Annotated in this window: 19 protein-coding genes; 5 read left to right on the forward strand and 14 right to left on the reverse strand. The window is 69.7% G+C overall.

Features of this window, described 5'->3' with window-relative positions; translation table 11 throughout:
• The first annotated feature begins 246 nt into the window (after positions 1-246).
• Both bldD and ACQP2E_RS29260 read left to right on the forward strand, forming a co-directional pair.
• Positions 247-735: a transcriptional regulator BldD gene (gene bldD, locus ACQP2E_RS29255; RefSeq protein ID WP_014446326.1), complete on the forward strand. Its 489-nt coding sequence runs from the start codon at positions 247-249 to the stop codon at positions 733-735.
• A 625-nt stretch (positions 736-1,360) separates the two neighbouring features.
• The gene (locus tag ACQP2E_RS29260) at positions 1,361-2,335 is read left to right on the forward strand and encodes a hypothetical protein (RefSeq protein ID WP_433826162.1); all 975 of its coding nucleotides are present in this window, start codon (positions 1,361-1,363) and stop codon (positions 2,333-2,335) included.
• A gap of 379 nt (positions 2,336-2,714) precedes the next feature.
• Here ACQP2E_RS29260 and nusB read toward each other — a convergent pair whose 3' ends face one another.
• The 4 genes from nusB to aroB form a co-directional block, all read right to left on the reverse strand.
• On the reverse strand, positions 2,715-3,149 hold the full coding sequence (gene nusB, locus ACQP2E_RS29265; RefSeq protein WP_433826163.1) for a transcription antitermination factor NusB: 435 nt from the start codon (positions 3,147-3,149) through the stop codon (positions 2,715-2,717).
• Entirely contained in the window at positions 3,149-3,706 is a 558-nt protein-coding gene (efp, locus tag ACQP2E_RS29270) for an elongation factor P (RefSeq protein WP_433826164.1), read from the reverse strand. Before efp ends, nusB begins: the two co-directional genes overlap by 1 nt.
• Positions 3,707-3,780: 74 nt before the next feature.
• Positions 3,781-4,200, reverse strand: a complete 420-nt coding sequence (aroQ, locus tag ACQP2E_RS29275) for a type II 3-dehydroquinate dehydratase (RefSeq protein ID WP_433826165.1) — start codon at positions 4,198-4,200, stop codon at positions 3,781-3,783.
• Entirely contained in the window at positions 4,197-5,279 is a 1,083-nt protein-coding gene (aroB, locus tag ACQP2E_RS29280) for a 3-dehydroquinate synthase (RefSeq protein ID WP_433826166.1), read from the reverse strand. The genes aroQ and aroB overlap by 4 nt, the downstream gene beginning before the upstream one ends.
• Before the next feature lie 100 nt (positions 5,280-5,379).
• Here aroB and ACQP2E_RS29285 point away from each other — a divergent pair, with 100 nt between their 5' ends.
• Positions 5,380-6,117 (forward strand): Clp protease N-terminal domain-containing protein, encoded by a 738-nt coding sequence (locus ACQP2E_RS29285; protein WP_433826167.1) that lies wholly within the window; start codon positions 5,380-5,382, stop codon positions 6,115-6,117.
• Positions 6,118-6,243: 126 nt separating this feature from the next.
• On the opposite strand, the gene ACQP2E_RS29290 is transcribed toward ACQP2E_RS29285, so the two are convergent.
• The 10 genes from ACQP2E_RS29290 to ACQP2E_RS29335 form a co-directional block, all read right to left on the reverse strand.
• Complete coding sequence (locus ACQP2E_RS29290; RefSeq protein ID WP_433826168.1) at positions 6,244-6,747, reverse strand: shikimate kinase; 504 nt, start codon at positions 6,745-6,747, stop codon at positions 6,244-6,246.
• Positions 6,747-7,925, reverse strand: coding sequence for a chorismate synthase (gene aroC, locus ACQP2E_RS29295; RefSeq protein WP_433826169.1), 1,179 nt, complete (start codon positions 7,923-7,925; stop codon positions 6,747-6,749). Before aroC ends, ACQP2E_RS29290 begins: the two co-directional genes overlap by 1 nt.
• 67 nt (positions 7,926-7,992) lie before the next feature.
• Complete coding sequence (locus tag ACQP2E_RS29300; protein WP_433834081.1) at positions 7,993-8,862, reverse strand: shikimate dehydrogenase; 870 nt, start codon at positions 8,860-8,862, stop codon at positions 7,993-7,995.
• Between the two features lie 25 nt (positions 8,863-8,887).
• Positions 8,888-10,063: an endolytic transglycosylase MltG gene (gene mltG / locus ACQP2E_RS29305; protein ID WP_433826170.1), complete on the reverse strand. Its 1,176-nt coding sequence runs from the start codon at positions 10,061-10,063 to the stop codon at positions 8,888-8,890.
• Between the two features lie 277 nt (positions 10,064-10,340).
• Positions 10,341-11,522, reverse strand: a complete 1,182-nt coding sequence (mltG, locus tag ACQP2E_RS29310) for an endolytic transglycosylase MltG (protein ID WP_433826171.1) — start codon at positions 11,520-11,522, stop codon at positions 10,341-10,343.
• The gene (ruvX, locus tag ACQP2E_RS29315) at positions 11,523-11,984 is read right to left on the reverse strand and encodes a Holliday junction resolvase RuvX (protein ID WP_433826172.1); all 462 of its coding nucleotides are present in this window, start codon (positions 11,982-11,984) and stop codon (positions 11,523-11,525) included. It lies immediately after the preceding gene.
• 90 nt (positions 11,985-12,074) lie between these two features.
• Positions 12,075-14,756: an alanine--tRNA ligase gene (gene alaS / locus ACQP2E_RS29320; protein WP_433826173.1), complete on the reverse strand. Its 2,682-nt coding sequence runs from the start codon at positions 14,754-14,756 to the stop codon at positions 12,075-12,077.
• The gene (locus ACQP2E_RS29325) at positions 14,753-15,043 is read right to left on the reverse strand and encodes a hypothetical protein (RefSeq protein ID WP_111654508.1); all 291 of its coding nucleotides are present in this window, start codon (positions 15,041-15,043) and stop codon (positions 14,753-14,755) included. Before ACQP2E_RS29325 ends, alaS begins: the two co-directional genes overlap by 4 nt.
• A gap of 44 nt (positions 15,044-15,087) precedes the next feature.
• A complete protein-coding gene (locus ACQP2E_RS29330) occupies positions 15,088-15,537 on the reverse strand; it encodes a DUF948 domain-containing protein (RefSeq protein ID WP_433826174.1) in 450 nt (149 codons plus the stop codon).
• A gap of 79 nt (positions 15,538-15,616) precedes the next feature.
• A complete protein-coding gene (locus tag ACQP2E_RS29335) occupies positions 15,617-16,231 on the reverse strand; it encodes a hypothetical protein (protein WP_433826175.1) in 615 nt (204 codons plus the stop codon).
• 195 nt (positions 16,232-16,426) lie between these two features.
• On the opposite strand from ACQP2E_RS29335, the gene ACQP2E_RS29340 reads away from it, so the two are divergent.
• Together ACQP2E_RS29340 and ACQP2E_RS29345 are read left to right on the forward strand one after the other, a co-directional pair.
• On the forward strand, positions 16,427-17,497 hold the full coding sequence (locus ACQP2E_RS29340; RefSeq protein ID WP_433826176.1) for a hypothetical protein: 1,071 nt from the start codon (positions 16,427-16,429) through the stop codon (positions 17,495-17,497).
• Positions 17,498-17,776: 279 nt separating this feature from the next.
• Positions 17,777-19,036 (forward strand): hypothetical protein, encoded by a 1,260-nt coding sequence (locus tag ACQP2E_RS29345; RefSeq protein WP_433826177.1) that lies wholly within the window; start codon positions 17,777-17,779, stop codon positions 19,034-19,036.
• Positions 19,037-19,511 lie beyond the last annotated feature (475 nt).

Raw genomic sequence — 19,511 nt, forward strand, 5'->3', positions numbered from 1 at the left:
TTCAGGCCGGCCCGATGGCTGACGCTACGTTACCAGTGGACGCAGCGTTGACCATGGTGACGTGCCTGACTGGAGCAGACCGGACAAATCCTGCAACTGGGGATACAGCCGGTAACTTTGGTGCGGCCCGCACGACTCATCGGTAACCAACACTTGACCGGCGGTCGCAAACTCCGTACCGTCACGCAGCGTAGCGATCCGTGAGGAAAGAACCCTCCGGGCCAGCACAGTACCGGGAGTGTCCGTATGCCGTCTGAGTACGCCAAGTCGCTGGGCGCTCGCCTGCGCTCCATCCGCCAGCAGCAGGGCCTGTCCTTGCAGGGCGTCGAAGAGAAGTCCAACGGCCGCTGGAAAGCTGTCGTGGTCGGCTCGTACGAGCGTGGTGACCGCGCGGTAACCGTCTCGCGTCTGGCCGAACTGGCCGACTTCTACCGAGTGCCCGTGTCGGAGCTCCTGCCCGACGGCAGTGGCATCCGCCTCGAGGCCACCAACAAGATCGTCCTTGACCTGGAGAAGCTGTACGACACCACGGGCGAAGACCTCGCGTACGTGGCTCGTTACGCCCGGGCCATCCAGCAGCAGCGTGGTGACTACAACGGCCGCGTCCTGTCGATCCGCGCCGATGACCTGCGCGCGCTCGCCATCGTTTACGACATCTCGCCTTCCGGCTTGATCGAGCGCCTCACCGAGCAGGGTGTGCTGGTCGCTGACCCGCGCGCGTTCTTCGCCAGCTGATCCACCGCACCACCAAAGCCCGCGCCTGTCCTGGCGCGGGCTTTCCCGTTCCAGCACCGCCGCCCCATCGCACGCCGCCCCTCCACCGCGCGCCGCCCCTCCACCGCGCGCCGCCCCTCCACCGCGCGCCGCCCCTCCACCGCGCGCCGCCCCTCCACCGCGCGCCGCCCCTCCACCGCGCGCCGCCGCACCACTCGCCCGCACCGCGCGCCGCCGCACCACTCGCCCGCACCGCGCGCCGCCGCACCTCCCACGCGCTGCCGCCGCACCCTCTCCTCCGCGATCTTGTGGAGTTTCGCGAACCGTTTCCGATGATGTTCACAAGGTCGACTCGGGTGCGGGGCCTCCCGCACGCCGCGCCGCCGCACGCCGCGCCACCGCACGCCGCACCACCTCGCACGCGCCGCCGCCGCACCCCCTCCTCCGCGATCTTGTGGAGTTTCGCGAACCGTTTCCGGTGATGTTCACAAGGTCGACTCGGGTGCAGGGTCTCGCGCACGCATTCCTTTCGATCTTGTTGATCTGACGCCGCCCCGTGCTCGTGGAAATCAACAAGATCTGGAGTTGTCCACAGGCAGAAAATTTGGCAGCCGAGTGAGCGGCGCTTCCCTGCATGGTGAAGCCCATGCTGCTCCGAACTCCCAGTGACGACGGGAGCGCGTTCGAATGGTTGCTCTACGAACAGGCCGGCGTCGTCACCACCCGGCAAGCGATCAAGCTGCTCGGCCGTGCACCGGTCGAGCGCCACCTCCGCCACGGCCGATGGCGCACTCTGAGCCACGGAATACTCCTGACCGATAACGGCCAACTTCACCGTGAGCAGCAACTCTGGGTGGCCACCCTGACGGCCGGGCCTGGCGCTCTGCTCGCCGGCTTCACGGCCGCGACCGAGTGGGGAGTGACCGGTCTCCCCGGCGAGCCGATCCAAGTGATCATCTCGGCTGAGCGCAGCCGCAGTGCCCGTCTTGCTCGGTTCCCTGCCGATATGGCGTCGGTACGCGTGTACCGTACGGCCGTACTCCCGCCGGAGCATCAACACACCGGCCTGCCCCCACGGACCAGCCTGGCACGCTCCGTCATCGACGCGGCAGCATGGGCAGGCACCGATCATGAGGCACGCATGGTGATCGCCGCCGCTTGTCAGCAACGGCGAGTCCTGCCCTCGGACATCAGGCGCGCACTCGACCTGTTCCCGCGTGTCCGCCGGCACCGGTTGATGAGCGAACTGCTCGCTGACCTGGCCGGAGGCGCCTCCGCGCTCAGTGAGATCGACCTGATCCGCCTGTGCCGGCAGTACCGCCTGCCGCCACCGGTACTGCAGGAGCACCGGACGGACATCGCCGGCCGCCGGCGTTACCTCGACGCCTACTGGCCGGACTTCCGGCTGCACGTCGAAGTCGACGGGGCACATCACATGGATGCCGAACAGTGGACCGCCGACATGCTCCGGCAGAACGCTGTGTGGATCAACGGCGACCGGATCCTCAGATTTCCGGCATCGCTGCTCCGATCGAACCCCAGCGCCGTAGCCATCCAACTGAAAGCAGCCATGTCGGTCGCGCTGAACGAAACCAGCGAGCGGCAGCTGAACACCCCATGAACCCAAGCACCCACGCCACCCACCGCCCACCCCGCCACCCGCCCACAAACCGCCGCAGCCCACCCCACCCGCCGCGATCTTGTTGAGTTCCACACAAACGGGTCGCCGAAGTCCACAAGATCGCGGAGAGCAAGCCGGCCTCAAGCCGACCTCAAGCCGATCTTGAAGAAATCCCCGATCACGGGGCGGAGAAAGTCAACAAGATCGCGGAAAAGCCAGAAGCGGAAAAGCCAGAAGCGGGAAGCCCTCAACACCCAAGCACCCAAGCACCCAAGCACCCAAGCACCCAAGCACCCAAGCACCCAAGCACCCAAGCACGCCCCCGTACAAACGCGAAACGGCCCGGACCATCCCGGTCCGGGCCGTGTAAAAACCCTGCTCAGCGTGTGGCGAAGGCCGCGATGCGGTCGAGCAACCCGTTCAGGAAGCGAGGGCTGTCATCAGTAGACATCTCCTTCGCCAGCTCCACCGCCTCGGTGATGGCCACCGGGTCGTCCACGTCCGGCACGTACAGCAGCTCGAACACCGCGATCCGCGCCAGATTGCGGTCGACGGCCGGCATCCGGTCGATCGTCCAGCCCTCGGCGTAACTGGCGATCAGCTCGTCGACCCGGTCGATGTGCTTGGCGACGCCCTCGATCAGCTCGGTGGCGTAACCCATGTGCTCCGGATGCGGCTTGGCGATCCGGTCCAGGTACGTGACGAGAACCTGGCTCGGCGGAAGGTCACGCAGGTCGGCCTCGAAGAGGACGTCGAGTGCTCGCTTGCGCGCCTTACGACGCGCGAGCCGTTCCTTTTTGGGACCTTCAGCCATCAGCTGCGGCCGAGGTAGCGGCCGTCGCGGGTGTCGACCTTGATCTTCTCACCGGTGGTGATGAAGAGCGGAACCTGAACGGTGGCGCCGGTCTCGACCGTCGCCGGCTTGGTGCCGCCGGTGGACCGGTCACCCTGCAAGCCGGGCTCGGTGTAGGTGACCTCGAGGAACACGCTGGTCGGCAGCTCGATGTAGAGCGGCACACCCTCGTGCAGCGCGACCGTCGCCTCAGCCTCGGGGAGCAGGTAGTTGGCGTTCTCGCCGACAGTGCCACCCTGCACGTGGATCTGGTCGTACGTGTCCAGGTCCATGAAGACGAAGTCTTCGCCGTCCTTGTACAGGTACTGCATGGTCCGCTTGTCCACGGTCGCGGTCTCGACCTTGGTGCCCGCGTTGAAGGTCTTGTCGACGACCTTGCCGGACAGGACGTGCTTCAGCGTGGTGCGGACGAACGCCGGACCCTTCCCCGGCTTGACGTGCTGGAACTCGACGACAGTCCACAGCTCCTTGTCGAGGTTGAGCACCAGGCCGTTCTTCAGGTCGTTGGTGGAAGCCATGTCCTGCCTTGGTTTGAAGCGTATCGGTGACCGAACCACTCTACCGGCGGTGAGCAGTTGCCAGCGAATCGGGCTTACTGGGCGATATGTTCGATTGCGAGGCGATATCCGGCGAAGCCGAGACCGGCGATCACACCGGTCGCGACGGCCGAAATCACCGAATGGTGCCGGAACTCCTCACGGGCGTGGATGTTCGAGATGTGCACCTCGACCAGCTTGCCGCGCAGCATCGAGCAGGCGTCCCGCACCGCGTAGTTGTAGTGGGACCAGGCTCCCGGGTTCAGCACCACGTCAGCGCCCTCGTCGGCCGCCTGGTAAAGCCATTCGAGCATCTCATGCTCGGCGTTGGTCTGCCGTACCTCGACGGTCAGTCCGACATCCTTCGCCGCGGTCTGGCACAGATCGACCAGATCCTGATAGGTCGACGAGCCGTAGATCCCCGGCTCACGAAGACCCAGCCGCCCCAGGTTGGGCCCGTTCAGCACATAGATCATCGGACGACCGCCGCGTAGGCCCGCTCCAGCAGGTCCTCGTCCGGCCCGGCCAGGATGCCCGGCTTCGCCAGGCCATCCAGAACCACGAACCGCAAGGTCGCTGCCCGCGCCTTCTTGTCGACGCGCATCGCGGGCAGCAGTTCGGTCCAGGCGCCTCTTTCGTACGCCGTAGGAAGCCCCAGCGACTCGAGGACCGCCCGGTGCCGTGCGGCGGTCGCGTCGTCCAGCCGCCCGGTGAGCCGGCCCAGCTCAGCCGCGAAGATCATGCCCACCGCGACCGCGTGCCCGTGCTTCCAGGAGTAATTCTCCCGTCGCTCGATCGCGTGACCCAGCGTGTGCCCGTAGTTGAGGATCTCCCGCAGCCCGGACTCCTTGAGGTCGACGCCGACCACGTCCGCCTTCACCTGGATCTTGCGTTCGATCAGCTCGCGCAGCACGTCGCCGCGCGGGTCGAGTGCCGCCGCCGGATCGGCCTCGATCAGTTCCAGGATCCGCGGATCGGCGATGAACCCGCCCTTGACCACTTCGGCCAGACCCGCCGCGACGTCCTCGGCCGGCAGCGTGTCGAGCGCGTCCAGGTCGCAGAGCACGCCGGCCGGCGGGTGGAACGCGCCGACCAGGTTCTTGCCTGCGGCGATGTTCACCCCGGTCTTGCCACCGACGGCGGCGTCGACCATGCCGGCCACCGACGTCGCGACCGGCACCCAGCGCACACCCCGCAGCCAGGCCGCCGCGACGTACCCCGCCAGGTCCGTGGTGGCTCCGCCACCGACACCCACGACCACATCGGTACGCGTGAACCCGGCCGCACCCAGCTCGTCCCAGCAGCGGGCCGCCACCTCGATCGACTTGCCCCGCTCGGCGTCCGGCACCTCGATCGGCACCACCGTCACCGCGCCGCCCGCCCCAGCCGCCTTGGCGACGGCCTCGGCACGGTCGCGCAGCGTCGGCGGATGCAGCACGGCCACCCGGGCCGCGCCCTCGATCAGACCGGGCAGCTCGTTCTCGAGTCCACGCCCGACGATCACGTCATACGGACGGTCACCCGTCACCGGAATTCGCGTCACCACGGGCGTCACCCTATCCGCGCGAGCCGGACCGGTGGTGCACCCACCACCGGCATTCCACCCCTCGGATGGGGTTATATACAGATAACCCCAAGCGGGTTACAACAGTGGCATGCCAAAAATCAACGTGTACCTTCCCGACGAACTCGCCGACGCCGTCCGGGAAACCGGCCTGCCCGTCTCGCCGATCTGCCAGCGCGCCCTGGAGCAGGCGGTCCGCCGGATCACCACGATCCGCCAGGCCGTGCTCAGCGACCTCGACCCGGACCGGCTCTCCGAGCGGCTGCCCAGCTTCACCGGCCGCCTGGTCATCGTGCTCACCCTCGCGGCCCGGCGCGCCCAGGAGGCCGGCGCCGGCACGGTGACCACCGCCGACCTGCTGCACGGCCTGCTCGCCGAGAACCACAACCTGGGCGTACAGATCCTCACCGCGATGGACGTGGCGCCGGACTCGCTGACCCCGCCGTCCACGCCCGAACCGGACAGCGGCGGCAGCGGGCTCCGCTTCAGCGCACCGGCCGCGGTCGCCCTGGAGCTGGCAGTCGGCGAGGCGATCGGATTCGGTCACAACTACGTCGGCTGCGAGCACCTGCTGGTCGGCCTGGCCGGCGAACCGGACGGCTCAGCCGGCGAACTGCTCCGCTCCCGCGCCGTCGACGGCAAATCCGCCCGCCGAGCGGTGGCCGCCGCCGTCGCCGGGTACGCCCACCTGCGCTCCACCGCCCCCGACCAGCAGCACGCACCCGCGCCGCAGGCCACACCGGCGGCCCTGCTCACCGCCGTCCGCGCCGAGCTGACGCCTTTGATCGAACGCATCGAGGCCCTGGAAATTCGTCTGAATCCGGCGTAAGGCAGGCCGGCCGGTGCACGAGCCGTCGTACAGATAGGTCATTGGCGCCGATGACCTATCTGAGCTACGGCTCGAGAAGTCGCCAAGATCGGGTCAGGCGGCGAAGAGTGCCGCCGACCAGAGCGGTCAGGCGGCGAGGCGGCCGGTGATCTCGTCGGCCAGGTCGTCGGGGTCGCGGCCGTCCGTGGTGACCGTGTGGGTCGCCACCTCGAGGTAGAGCGGCCTGCGCTGCTCCATCAGGTGACGCAGGGTCGCCCGCGGGTTGATCGCGAGCAAGGGGCGGCCCGCGCCGAGCCCGACACGTTTGATCGCGTCGGACAGGCCGACCTCAAGGAAGATCACTGTCTGTTCGGTGAGCAGTTTGCGCGTACCCTCGTCGAGGATTGCGCCGCCGCCGAGGGCGAGCACGCCCGCGAAGGTCTCCAGGCACTCAGCCACGACCGCGCGCTCCTGCGCGCGGAAGGCGTCCTCGCCGTCATCGACGAAGATCTCCGGGATCGGCTTGCCGGCCCGCTCCTCGATCACCGAGTCGGTGTCGGCGAACGGGACGCCCAGCCGCGAGGCCAAGGCGGCGCCGACGGTGGTCTTGCCGGCGCCCATCACGCCGACCAGGACCACGGCCGGCGCCATCAGCGGATGACCAGGTTCTCGAGGTACGACGCGAGGTTGCGCTTGATCTCGGCGACCGAGTCGCCGCCGAACTTCTCGACGGCGGCCTCGGCCAGGACCAGCGCGACCATCGCCTCGGCGACCACGGCGCCGGCCGGCACCGCACAGACGTCGGACCGCTGGTTGATCGCGGTGGCCGGTTCGCCGGTGACGATGTCGACGGTCTGCAGTGCCCGGTTCAGCGAGGAGATCGGCTTGAGCGCGGCACGGACCCGCAGCGGCTCGCCGTTGGTGATGCCACCTTCCAGGCCACCAGCCCGGTCGGTGAGGCGGCGGACACCGTCAGCCGACGGGACGATCTCGTCGTGCGCCACCGAGCCGCGCGAGCGCGCCTGGGTGAAGCCGTCGCCGATCTCCACGCCCTTGACCGACTGGATCGACATGAGCGCGGTGGCGAGGCGGGCGTCCAGCTTGCGATCCCACTGCACGTGCGAGCCGAGGCCCGGCGGCACGTTGTAGGCGAGCACCTCGACGATGCCGCCGAGGGTGTCGGCGTCCTTTTTCGCGGCGTCGACCTCGGCGACCATCCGCTCGCTGGCCTCCGGGTCGAGGCAGCGCAGCGGGTCGGCGTCGATCCGGTCGAAGTCGTCAGGCGTGGGCAGGACACCCGGTTTCGCGGCGACCGAGCCCAGCTCGATCACATGCGAGACGATGTCGATGCCGAGCGCTTGCTTGATCAGCTGCTTGGCGACCACGCCGATGGCGACGCGGGCCGCGGTCTCCCGGGCGCTCGCGCGCTCCAGGATCGGGCGGGCGTCGGTGTGCCCGTATTTCTGCATGCCGGCCAGGTCGGCGTGACCGGGACGCGGACGGGTCAGCGCCTCGTTGCGGGCCTGGGACGCGAGCAGCTCGGGGTCCACCGGGTCGGCGGACATGACCGTCTCCCACTTGGGCCACTCGCTGTTGCCCACCCGCAGCGCGACCGGGCTGCCCTGGGTCACCCCGTGCCGGATGCCGCCGATCAGCTCGAGTTCGTCCTGCTCGAATTTCATCCGGGCGCCGCGTCCATAACCCAGGCGGCGGCGCACGAGGTCACGCATGATGTCCGCGCTCGTCACCTCCACCCCGGCGGGAACACCCTCCAGGAGCGCGACGAGAGCCGGACCATGCGATTCACCTGCGGTTAGCCAGCGCAACACGGGAAACAGTCTGGCACGAAGGCCTCGCTGCCCGGAATGCGGGCAGCGCCGTCCCGTTCTGCGGGAGTCAGCTCCGGGCTTTCTCCAGTGCGGCCCGCATGGCGTCCTCGGGTGCCCGGCCGACCCCGGTGAACTGCTCGAACTGGCTCAGCGCCTGGGCCAGCAGCAGGTCCAGGCCGGAGTGGACGGCGACACCGGCTCTGGTCGCCGACGCGGCAAGCGGGGTGGGCCAGGGGTCGTAGATCGCATCGAAGAAGACGCCGTCGTGGTTCCAGGTGACCTGCTCGGCCAGCTCGTCGGCGGCGCCCTTGGGCACCGTGGAGATCACCGCGTCGGCGTCGAAGGCGACCGGCGCGTCGGCCCAGGCCACACCCTCCACCGTCAGCCCGAGCGCCACCGCGACCGGGGCTAGTTCTTCGCGGGCCTCGGGCCGGCGGGTCACCACCCGTACCTGCTCGGCGCCGAGTTCGGACGCGGCGGCCAGGGCGGCGCGGGCGGTGCCGCCACCACCCAGCACGGTGATCCGCGGCGGTGCCACCTTGGCGGCGTGCCGGCCACGGCTGACACCGACGCCGGCCTCACGCAGCACCCGGACCAGGCCGCCGACGTCGGTGTTGTCCGCGAACCAGGAGCCGTCCGGCTGGTGGACCAGCGTGTTCGCGACCCCGGCCGCGATGGCGACCGGGGTGGCCACCGCGGCGAGCCGCAGCGCGGCCTCCTTGAGCGGCATGGTGAGCGAGAGACCTGCCCACTCCGGACCGAGCCGGGACACCACGTCGGGAAGCTCCGACTCGGCACACTCGATCGCCTCGTAGGTCCAGCCGGACAGCCCGGCCGCCGCGTACCCGGCATTGTGGATCGCCGGGGAGAGCGAGTGGGCGATCGGCTTACCGAGCACCGCGGCCTTGCGGGTGATCGGCGTCTCGTTGTGGCTCAACACCCGCACCACTGTACGGAACGGCTCAACAGAGCTTGCTGATCCCGTTGTCGCACGCCTTCTTCACGTTCTTGTCGTGTTCCGCGCTGGTCACCGCGAACGCCGACCGGCCGTCCTTGTCGACCGCCACGAAGAACAGCCACGGGCCGGCGGCGGGTTTCATCGAGCCGGTCAGCGCGGCCCGGCCGGGGCTGTTGATCGGACCGATCGGCAGACCCACCACGATCTCCGTGTTGTACGGGTTCTTCGGGTCCTCCATCTCCTTCTGCAGGAGATCACCGGAGTGTTTCGGGTCCTTGCCGTTCAGCTCGAGCCAGTAGTTCGTGGTGACGTCGAACTGGAGCGTCATCTTTTCCTTGTACGCCCGGTTGTACGCCACCCGTGACACCTTCGGCAGGTCCTCGGCGATGCCGGCCTCGGCCTGCGACAGCGACGCCACGATGAGCGCCTCGTACGGCGACACGCCCAGGTTCTTCTGCACGTCGTCGGCGAACCCGATCTCACCGGTGACCGTCAGGAAGTGGTCGACCATGGTCCGCAGCACCTGTTCGGCGTTGGCTTTCGGGTCGAACTCGTACGTGTCCGGGAAGAGGAAGCCCTCGGAGGTCTTGGAGACCTGCTTGCCGTCGGTCCGCTTGAACCACCAGTCCGGCACGCCGAGCGCCACCGGGTCCTTCGCGGCTTCCTCGAAGTCCTTCACCGGCAGGCCGGTGGCTTTCGCCAGCAGGTCGAACGTCTGCTTCGCGGTCTTGCCCTCGGGGATCGTCACGCCCTTGCTGAGCCGGGCGGCCGGATCGAGCAGCAGGGCCACCGCTTCCTTGGCCGCCATCTGCTTGCGCAGGTTGTACGTCCCGGACTGGATGTTCTTGCTGCGCGGCTCGGCCTCGGCCGCGTTCGTGAACGCCTTGGTGCTCTTCACGACGTCGACCTTGACGAGTTCGTTGCCGATCTCGGTGAGCGAAGCGTTCTTCGCGACCGTGACCTCGACGGGCTCCGCTCCGGCGCCGCTGTAGTCGGCGGCCACGAAGAAACCGCGGACCTTGGTGTACCCGAAGTACACCCCGCCGCCCAGGCCTGCCAGCAGCAGGAACGTCATGAGCAGAGCGATCGCCGATTTCCCACCACCCTTACCGGCACGATGGCGGCGCGGTTTGCTCCGCTCGGCGTCCTCATCGAACGCCACATCAAGTTCGTCGATCACGTCGTCCGCCTCCGCTGCCCGTCCCAGCCGGCTCCACCGCGTTTCCCGGCGGCGTTCACCGGCGTAAGCCAGTGACCACGGTCAAGGCGCGGCACTGAGGCGCACCATACCCACATCGATGCCCTGCCGCCCACCCCAGCGACCCTCCGCTCACCCGACCGTCACGCTCCGTTTCCGGAAATCACCCGAAGCACGCTTGCCTAACGCAGCGGGAGCGCTCACGAAACGCCGCGACCGCCGGGCATCGTGCTCCGGCGGTCGCAGTGGGTGATCATGTTCAGCAGATCGGGATGCCGTTCTCGCAGGCCTTCTCGATGTTCTTCTCGTGGTCGGCGAAGGTCTTGCCGTACGCCATGGCGCCCTTGTCGTTGACCGTCACGAAGAAGTAGTAGTCACTCTTCTTCGGGTTCATCGCCCCACGCAGCGCCACGTCACCCGGGTTGCTGATCGGGCCGACCGCCATGCCCTTGACGTCGTAGTTGTACGGGTTCTTCGGGTCGTGCAACTCCGACGCGAGCAGCTTCTCCGAGGATTTCGCCTCCTTGCCGGTCAGCCGCAGCCAGTAGTTGACAGTGCTGTCCAGCTGCAGGCACTCACACGGGAAGTTCCCGGTGTAAGCCCGGTTGTAGAGCACCCGCGCGACCGGGCCCATGTCCTCGTCCAGCAGCGCCTCGACCTGCGCGATCGACGCCGCGACCAGGGCCTCGTACGGCGAGATGTTGAGCTTCGCCGTGACCGTGTCCGGGAAGTTCAGCTCGGTCATCTCGGCGTTGAAGTTCGCCACGACCTTCTTGAGCACATCGGTCGCCGTGGCGTCCTTGGCGATCTCGTACGTCGCCGGGTACAGGAAGCCCTCGATGTTCGTCTTGTCGATCTTCTTGCCGTCGCCGCGCTTGAACCAGAGCGACGGCACACCGAGCGCCGCCGGGTTCTTGCCGGCTTTCTTGAACTCGTCGACCGAGATGCCTGTCGCTTTCGACAGCCGGTCGTAGACCTGGAGGTAGGTGAGACCCTCCGGCAACGTCACCCGGTGCACGTTCAGGTTCTTCAGATCGAGCAGCCACGTCAGCGCGTCGGCCGCCTTCATCTCCTTCTTCAGGAGGTACGATCCGACCTGAATGTTCTTGCTGTCGGAATTGTCCTTCGCAGCGTTGATGAAGGCCGCCTGGCTCTTCACCACACCCTCGCGGTACAGCGAGTCGGCGATCGCGGTCGCCGAGTCGCCGGACTTGACCTCGACGACGGCCTCACCCTTGCCGGGGCCGTCGAAATCGGCCGCGGTGAAGAAGCCCTTCGCCTTGTCATAGCCGTACCAGAGGCCGCCACCAAGGACGCCGAAGAGCAGCAGGACCATGAGAAGGGCGGCAAAGGTCCGGCCGCCGCCCTCCTTGCGGCGATGTCGCCATCGCCCGGGGTCCGCGTTCTGCTCGAAACTGAGATCAAGCTGCTCGTCGATCAATTAGCTCTGCCTCCGCCGGGCGTCCAGCCAGCCTTGCAGGATCTCGACAGCGGCCGCCTGGTCCACGACCGCACGTTGACGCCGGCCTTTCACGCCTCGCTCGGACAGCCTACGACTGGCGACGACGGTGGACATGCGCTCATCGGTGAACACGATCGGCACCGGCGCGATGACCGCGCCGAGCCGATCCGTGTACGCGCGGATGTGGCCGGCCGCCACACCCTCACGCCCGTTCAGAGCGATCGGGAGCCCGACGACGATCTCGATCGCCTCGAACTCCTCGATCAGCCCCGCGAGCTCCCTCATGTCCGCCGGAACACCGTCCGCGCCAGTCACCTGGTCACGTGCGACGGTTTTCACCGGACTGGCCAGGATGCCGTCGGGATCGCACCTGGCGACCCCGACACGCACCTGTCCCACGTCCACGCCAAGGCGTACGCCTCGAGCGAAGCGCTGCGTCACGCCATCACCCTGCACTGCGGCAACACGCGCCTCCAAGTCCCGATCAAGCTATCGACGCGAAGAGTAGCCACCGATCGGTCGCGGCCGCTATCAGCTCGCTTCGATGATCGCCTTCTCGATCGCGCCCAAGAGCTTAGCCGCTTCCGTCGCGGGAACGCCGCCACCCTGAGCAAGGTCCGCATTGCCCCCGCCACGACCGGAAAGGGCCGCCTTGACCAGGTCCGACGCGGAAAGGCCGCGAGACTTGGCCGCACTGTTGATCGCTACGATCAGTGACGCCTTGCCCCCGGAGCGCGCTGTCACCGCGACAACCGCGGGCCGCGCCTTGTCGATCTTGCCGCGAATCTCCTGCGCGAGGGTCCGCACGTCGTTGACCGCCGCGCCCTCCGGCGCCTCGGTGCCGATGTACGCCACGCCGTCCAGGTTCTTCGCCGCGTCGACGAGCCCGGCGGCGCCCGCGAGCACCGCCTGCGCCCGCATCTTCTCCAGTTCCTTCTCCGCGTCGCGCAGGGCCGCCACGGTGTGCTCGACCCGGTCGGCGACCTGGTCGTTCGGCACCCGGAACAGCTCGGCGATACGGGAGACCAGCAGGTGCTCCTTGGCCAGGAAGCCGAACGCGTCGATGCCGACGAGCGCCTCGACCCGGCGTACGCCGGAACCGATCGACGACTCGTTGAGGATCTTCACGAGCCCCAGCTGGCCGGATCGCGCCACGTGCGTGCCACCGCACAGCTCACGCGCGTAGTCACCGACTTCAACCACACGGACCTCATCGCCGTACTTCTCACCGAAGAGCGCCATCGCGCCGAGCCGGCGCGCCTCGTCCTGGGAGGTGATGAAAGCGTGCACCTCGAGGTCGCGCAGCAGCACCTCGTTGATCTGCTGCTCCACGTCGTTCAGCACGGCCGGCGAGATCGCGCCCGGCGTGTTGAAGTCGAACCGCAGACGGCCCGGCGCGTTCAGCGAACCCGCCTGGGTCGCCGACTCACCGAGGAAGTTGCGCATCGTCTGGTGGACGAGGTGCGTCGCGGTGTGCGAACGCGAGATCGCCCGGCGGCGGTCGATGTCGATCTCGGCGAAGCCGGTCTCACCGGACCGCACCTCGCCGCTGAGCACCCGCGCCTTGTGCACGATCAGGCCCGGGATGGGCTGCTGCACGTCGACGATCTCGAGCCGGCCGCCGCCCACGTTGATGAAGCCGGTGTCGGCCTGCTGGCCGCCGCCCTCGGCGTAGAACGGGGTGGTGTCGAGCACCAGCTCGACGTAGTCACCCTCGCCGGCCACCTCGATCCGGCCGGAGTCGCCGATCAGCGCGCGAACGCGCGACTCCCGGCTCACCTCCTGGTAACCGGTGAACTCGATCGCGCCGCCCTCGTCCAGCGCCGAACGGTACGACGAGAGGTCCGCGTGGCCGGTCTTGCGCGCCGCCGCGTCCGCTTTCGCCCGGGTGCGCTGCTCGGCCATCAGCCGGCGGAAGCCCTCCTGGTCGACCTGCAGGCCCTGCTCGGAAGCGATCTCCAGGGTCAGGTCGATCGGGAAGCCGTAGGTGTCGTGCAGCTGGAACGCCTGCGCACCTCCGAGGCTGCCCTTGCCCGCCTTCTTCGTCTCGGCAATCGCGGTGTCCAGGATCGTGGTGCCGGCCTTCAGCGTGGAGACGAACGCCTCCTCCTCCGCGTACGCGTACGTGGAGATCCGGCCGAACTCCTTCGCTAGCTCCGGGTACGACGGGGACATGCAGTCCCGCGCGATCGGCAGCAGTTCCGGGAACGTGGCGCCCTGCCAGCCCAGCAGGCGCATCGCCCGGATCGCGCGGCGCATGATGCGGCGCAGCACGTAACCACGGCCCTCGTTGCTCGGGGTGACCCCGTCGCCGATCAGCATCAGCGCGGTACGCACGTGGTCCGCGATCACCCGCAGCCGCACGTCGTCCGGGTGCGAGGTGCCCGCCTCGTGACCCGAGTGCGCGCCGTACACCTTGCCGGCCAGCTCCGCCGCCTTGGCCAGGATCGGCTTGACCTCGTCGATCTCGTACAGGTTGTCGACACCCTGCAGGATCGACGCGACCCGCTCCAGGCCCATGCCCGTGTCGATGTTCTTCTTCGGCAGATCACTGACGATCGTGAAGTTCTCCTTGCTCTTCACGTCGGTGATCTCGTACTGCATGAAGACGAGGTTCCAGTACTCCATGTACCGGTCCTCGTCGACCTCCGGGCCGCCCTCCTTGCCGTACTCGGGGCCACGGTCGTAGAAGAGCTCGGAACAGGTGCCACCCGGGCCGGGGATGCCCATGTGCCACCAGTTGTCCTTCTTGCCCCGCCGGACGATCCGTTCGGCCGGCACGCCGATGGCGCGCCACATCTCGAACGCCTCGTCGTCGTCGAGGTACACGGTCGGCCAGATGCGCGACGGGTCGAGGCCGAAGCCGCCCTTCTCGACCGGGTTCGTCGACAGCTCCCAGGCGAGGCGGATCGCCTCTTCCTTGAAGTAGTCACCGAACGAGAAGTTGCCGTTCATCTGGAAGAACGTGCCGTGCCGGCTGGTCTTGCCGACCTCGTCGATGTCCGGTGTGCGGATGCACTTCTGCACGCTGACCGCGCGGGAGTACGGCGGCGTCTGCTGGCCCAGGAAGAACGGCACGAACTGCACCATGCCGGCGTTGATGAACAGCAGGTTCGGGTCGTCGATAGCCGGCAGCGGGGCACTCGGGACCACGGTGTGCCCGTTCGCCTCGAAATGCGCCAGATAGCGCCGCTTGATCTCCGCCGTCTTCATCGGTTCCCCTCCTGCGTGCCGTACTCCGCGTCCTCGCGCAGGTCGGCGAACTTGTCCTCGTAAAGCTCACCGGCGGCAAACGCCTGGTGGATCTGTTCTTCCCGCTCGGCCATACCGTCGCGGACGTCATCAACGAAGCTACGCAGTGACTCGACGAGCCCGCCAGCGGATTCCGACAGTGACGTCGCGATCCCGGTCGGGGTGAACTCGTTGGCCTTCTGGTTGAGCTTGCGGACGACGATGGCGCCGACGGCCAGGCCGACACCGAGCCAGAGCAGGCGCTTCATGACGGCATTCCCCTATCTTTCTTGCTCTTGCGGAGGGACGGAGCTCAGCGTCCGGCTTTGCGGCGCTGCTTCAGGGTGGCGCGGACCTCACGGTCCTCCTCGGCGGACCGGCGGGCGGCGGCGGCCTTACGGATTCCGTACCCGAAGGACGCGACCTTGACCAGCGGGTTGGCCGCGGCGGCGGACACGACGGTGACCAGGTTCGCGATGTTCGCGGTGACGTTCTGCGCGTGCTCGGTCATCGTGTCGACCTTGGCGAGCTGCACGTTCACGCCGTCCAATGAGACCTGAACCTGACCGAGCGCGGTGTTCACGTTCTCCACGGTCGTGTTCACATTGGTCAGCAGCGGGCCGGTGCGGTCCACCACATCGTTGATCGCACGCGTTGCGGCGTCGACCGTCCGTCCCAGCTTGAGAATCGGTACGGCCAGCACGAGCACGAGCATCAGGAAGGCACCCGCCGCGATCAGGCCTGCGACTTCTCCGGGTTCCATGTAGCGCGTCTCCTCTTCGGGTGGTCACGGTTCGGCGGGACAACGCAGGTGACCCTACCGTCCGTGACCACCACGCGCGTCACGACGCCTCGGGTGTCGGATCCAAGAGGGGATCATCGGTCGGCAGCACCGCGTCCGGCTGCACCCCGACGAGCCCCGGATTGGTGTCCGCCTTGCCGCGCTGATCCATGACCGTGTTCTGCACCTTGATGCTGACGGTCGATCCGTCGCACTCCCCCGGAGCGGCGTCCTCGGTCCCCTCGGCCAGCGTGACCTGCTCCACGGCACAGCCCGGCAGGCTCACGTAGAGGTCCAGAGTCAACTCGTCCCGCCGCCAGCAGGTGTAGGAGCCCTCTTCTTTGTCGATCGCCGTCTCCGGGCAGTCGGCCACCTTCCACTGCTTCCAGCCGGCGGCGGTCAGCGCACCGGTGTAAGCCTTGGCGGTCTCCGCGAACGGCTTCTCCGACACGGCCATCCGCTCCCGGAACCGGCAGTCCAGGAAGCACCAGCGGCTGTTGCTCGCCTGGTCCTCCACATCCTGCGCGGCCCACCCGGGCACGCTCAGCTTGTCGAGCGACGCGAACACCGGATCGCTGCTGATCGCCCGGATTCCAAAGAATGCCGGAAGCACCAGCAACACCACAGCCGCCAGCGTCGACAGCACACCGACTCGCAGACGCCGTTGCGTACGCATCCTGTGCCGAAGCTCGGAAAGCCCACCCTCACTCGCGGCCCCTGCGGCGCCTTCTTCACCCCCATGGGGTACGCCCAATGCCCCGCTTCTGGCACCGGAGGACGCCCGCCCAGCGGCGCCAGAAGCTGTCGCGTCGGCGCCACCCCTGACCGCACCCGTCCCGTCGGGGCCACCTCCGGGCCTGAGTGGTCCGGTGTGGTCGGGTCCGGTGCGGCCGGGCACGGCGACGCCAGCTCGGGCCGAGCCCATGGCCGGGCCGTTGCCCGCTCCCGGACCGGCTGGTCCCGGACCGGCCTGTCCCAGCGTTTCGGGGCCGACACTCGCGCGGCCGGGCACAGCGGCACCGGCCCGGATCGGCCCGGTCCCCTCAGGTCCGGCGCCGGGGCGTCCGGGCACGGCAGCACCGGGTCGTCCGGGCACGGCAGCACCGGGTCGTCCGGGCACGGCAGCACCGGGTCGTCCGGGCACGGCCGCGCCGCCCCGAGCCGGGCCCACATCCGGACCCGGAACCTCGGGATTGACGACTGCCCGTCCAGGAGCCGCCACTCCCGCACGAGCCTGTCCCGCATCGGGACCAGCCGGCCCGGAACCATCCGGACCGGCACCAGGCCGGCCGGGCATCATGGCCCCTGCCCTGGCCTGGACAACCTGCGGACCAGCAGCACCGCGCGCCTGCGGGCCGGTGCCACCCGCCACGCCAGCACGTGCCGGAGCCGCGTCCGGTCCCTGTGGGCCGCGCCCAGGCGCCGCGCCACGTGCCGCGCCACTGACCGGGCGCGCCTTGCCGGCCCCGGGCCTACCGGCAGCGGCCCCGGCAGGAGCGCCGACCGCTCCCGCGGCAGCCGCGCCCATCACTCCGGGCACGCCGGCCGCAGCTCCAGGTCCACCCTGGCGTCCGGGCCCGCCCTGAACTCCGGGCCCGCCCTGAACTCCGGGCCCGCCCTGAACTCCGGGCCCGCCCTGAACTCCCGGACCGCCCTGAACTCCCGGACCGGCCTGGGCGGCTCCGGGCCCAGCAGCGCCGCCCCGGGGCGTGCCGGGGCGTTGACCGCGGCGTCCCGGCACGGTGCGGGCGCGGTCGTTGTCGTCCGCCCAGTTGTCGGTTTCCGGGCCGTCCGGCGTGCTCGCGCGGCCCGGCCGGCGAACCGCTCCCGGCTGACCGGGAGCGGCCGTAACGGCTGCGCCCCCGTCCGGGCCGGCCTGCGGCGGAACTCCGGCGGCGCCGCGCTGGACCCGAGCCGTACCCGGGCGCTGGATCACACCTGACGTGCTGTCGGCCATCGCGCCGGCCCGGCCCGGAAGCGCCGGGGTACGGGCGCCCTCGGGACCCGGAACCACCGGCGGAACCACAGCGGCCGCACCGGCTCGCACCGGCCGGCCGTCACCGGGTCCCAGCCGTCGCGGCCCGGTCACACCGCCGGCGCCGGGCTGGTCCCCGGCGTCCTCGGGGCCGGCGCCACGCCGTCCCGGGCGGACGAATCCGCGCGTACCGGAGTCCGGCCCGCCCTCCGGCTCGGCCGCACGATGGCCGGACCGGATGAACCCTTGCGTACCGGGATCCTGCTCCGGCTCGGCGGCCCGATGCCCGGGTCGCATGAAGCCGTGCGTGCCGGTGTCCGGCTCGGGTTCCGGCCCGCCTCGGCGGCGTACGAAACGCTGCGCGCCCGTCTCGGTGCCGACCTGTGCGGACGCGCGCCGGGCACCCCGGCTGCGCGGTTCCTCACCGGGCGCCACGATGCCGTAGGCGCCACTGTCCGTACCCGTGTTGACGTAGCTGCCCGTGTCGGTGCCGGCCTGCGCACCGTGGCGGCCGCGCGGCTCACCAGGCCCCGCAACGCCCGGCCCCGCAACACCCGGCCCCGCAACACCCGGCCCCGCAACACCCGGCCCCGCAACACCGGGCCCCGCAGCACCCGGCCCCGCAACACCGGGACCTGCAGCGCCTGGACCTGCAGCGCCTGGTCCCGCGACACGGCCGGCAGTGCCTGCACCCGGGCCGCCGCTCACCGGGGTGGTCCGTCCCGGCGCTGCGACACGGCCGTGACGGCCGGTCGGCTCTTCGACGTACCCGTCTGCTTCGACCCGCGCCCGCCGTCCCCGGGCCGGCCCCTGACCTGGCCCCTGAGCCTGGCCCGGCCCTTGGGGAATCGCACCGGACTGGTGCACGGCGGGGTCGACCGGGGCAACACCCGCTCGGCCGACCCGCGGCACGGGTCCGGTCTGGTAGACGGCCGGGTCGACCGGCGCCGCACCGGCCCGGCCGGGAGCGCCGCCCGCGCGGCCCGCGCCGGCGTCGAAGTTACGCGGAATCGGACCCGACTGGTCGGCGCCCGCACGCCCGGCAGCCCCGTCGAAGCCACGCGGAATCGGACCCGACTGGTGCACGGCGGGATCACCGCCCGGCCCGAAACCGCGCGGGATGGCACCGGACTGGTGCACGGCGGGGTCGATCGGAGCGGCGCCGGCCTCGTGCCCACGGAAACGATCACGAGCCGGACCGGCCGGCGAGGTGGGCCGGACACCCGGCTGGGTTCCGCGCGGATCGGGTACGCCCGGACGGCCACCGGGAGCGACGCCTCGCTGCGAGGGCCGGGCGCCGGGGATCTCCGGCGCATTGCCGGACGCCGGAACGGGAGCACCGGGTGCGCCGCCCTCACCATCGATCTGCCGGCGACCGTGACCGGGCTCCGGCACGGCACCCGGGCGAGCGCCCGGCGCACCGGGCCCGCCCCGGCGCGCGCCCGCCGGCAGATGTCCCGGCGGCAGGTGCCCTTGCGTCATCGGTCCGGGCGGCATTTGTCCTGAAGGTCCAGGCTGGCCCGGCATCGGACCACCGGAGACCGGGCGCGGCCCACCCAGCACGGGACCGCCCGACACCGGGCGCGGCCCACCTGGCACAGGACCGCCGGAGACCGGGCGCGGCCCACCCAGCACGGGACCGCCCGACACCGGGCGCGGCCCACCTGGCACAGGACCGCCGGAGACTGGGCGCGGCCCACCCGGCATCGCGCCACCGGCGGGGTCCTCGTCGTGGCCGGGCAGGAAGATGTCGTCGGAGGGAGCGTCGTCCGGGCCGGGAGCGACACGGCCGGACTTGCTGATCCGCCCCTCGCCGGGAAGCGTGCCCGGGCCGATCGCCGAGCGCTCTTCCTTGGCGGTACGCAGATCGTCGAGCCAGCCGGTCTCCTCCTGGGGAGGCGCGGACTCCGGCTCGGCGGGGCGGCCTCGACCGAAGCGCCGGCCTTTCTTACCGCCCACGCCGGCGTCGTCGGGCCGATCG

It is taken from the genome of Actinoplanes sp. CA-015351, from assembly GCF_050955685.1.
GTDB lineage: Bacteria > Actinomycetota > Actinomycetes > Mycobacteriales > Micromonosporaceae > Actinoplanes.

What these genes read in the sequence shown, in the direction of transcription:
- ACQP2E_RS29325 (WP_111654508.1), bottom strand. Translation starts at nt 15,043, where the DNA reads ATGAAGCGCCTGCTCTGGCTCGGTGTCGGCCTGGCCGTCGGCGCCATC.
- alaS (WP_433826173.1), bottom strand. Translation starts at nt 14,756, where the DNA reads ATGAAGACGGCGGAGATCAAGCGGCGCTATCTGGCGCATTTCGAGGCG.
- ACQP2E_RS29330 (WP_433826174.1), bottom strand. Translation starts at nt 15,537, where the DNA reads ATGGAACCCGGAGAAGTCGCAGGCCTGATCGCGGCGGGTGCCTTCCTG.
- ACQP2E_RS29260 (WP_433826162.1), top strand. Translation starts at nt 1,361, where the DNA reads ATGCTGCTCCGAACTCCCAGTGACGACGGGAGCGCGTTCGAATGGTTG.
- bldD (WP_014446326.1), top strand. Translation starts at nt 247, where the DNA reads ATGCCGTCTGAGTACGCCAAGTCGCTGGGCGCTCGCCTGCGCTCCATC.
- aroQ (WP_433826165.1), bottom strand. Translation starts at nt 4,200, where the DNA reads ATGATCTATGTGCTGAACGGGCCCAACCTGGGGCGGCTGGGTCTTCGT.
- ACQP2E_RS29290 (WP_433826168.1), bottom strand. Translation starts at nt 6,747, where the DNA reads ATGGCGCCGGCCGTGGTCCTGGTCGGCGTGATGGGCGCCGGCAAGACC.
- nusB (WP_433826163.1), bottom strand. Translation starts at nt 3,149, where the DNA reads ATGGCTGAAGGTCCCAAAAAGGAACGGCTCGCGCGTCGTAAGGCGCGC.
- ACQP2E_RS29285 (WP_433826167.1), top strand. Translation starts at nt 5,380, where the DNA reads ATGCCAAAAATCAACGTGTACCTTCCCGACGAACTCGCCGACGCCGTC.
- ACQP2E_RS29335 (WP_433826175.1), bottom strand. Translation starts at nt 16,231, where the DNA reads ATGCGTACGCAACGGCGTCTGCGAGTCGGTGTGCTGTCGACGCTGGCG.
- efp (WP_433826164.1), bottom strand. Translation starts at nt 3,706, where the DNA reads ATGGCTTCCACCAACGACCTGAAGAACGGCCTGGTGCTCAACCTCGAC.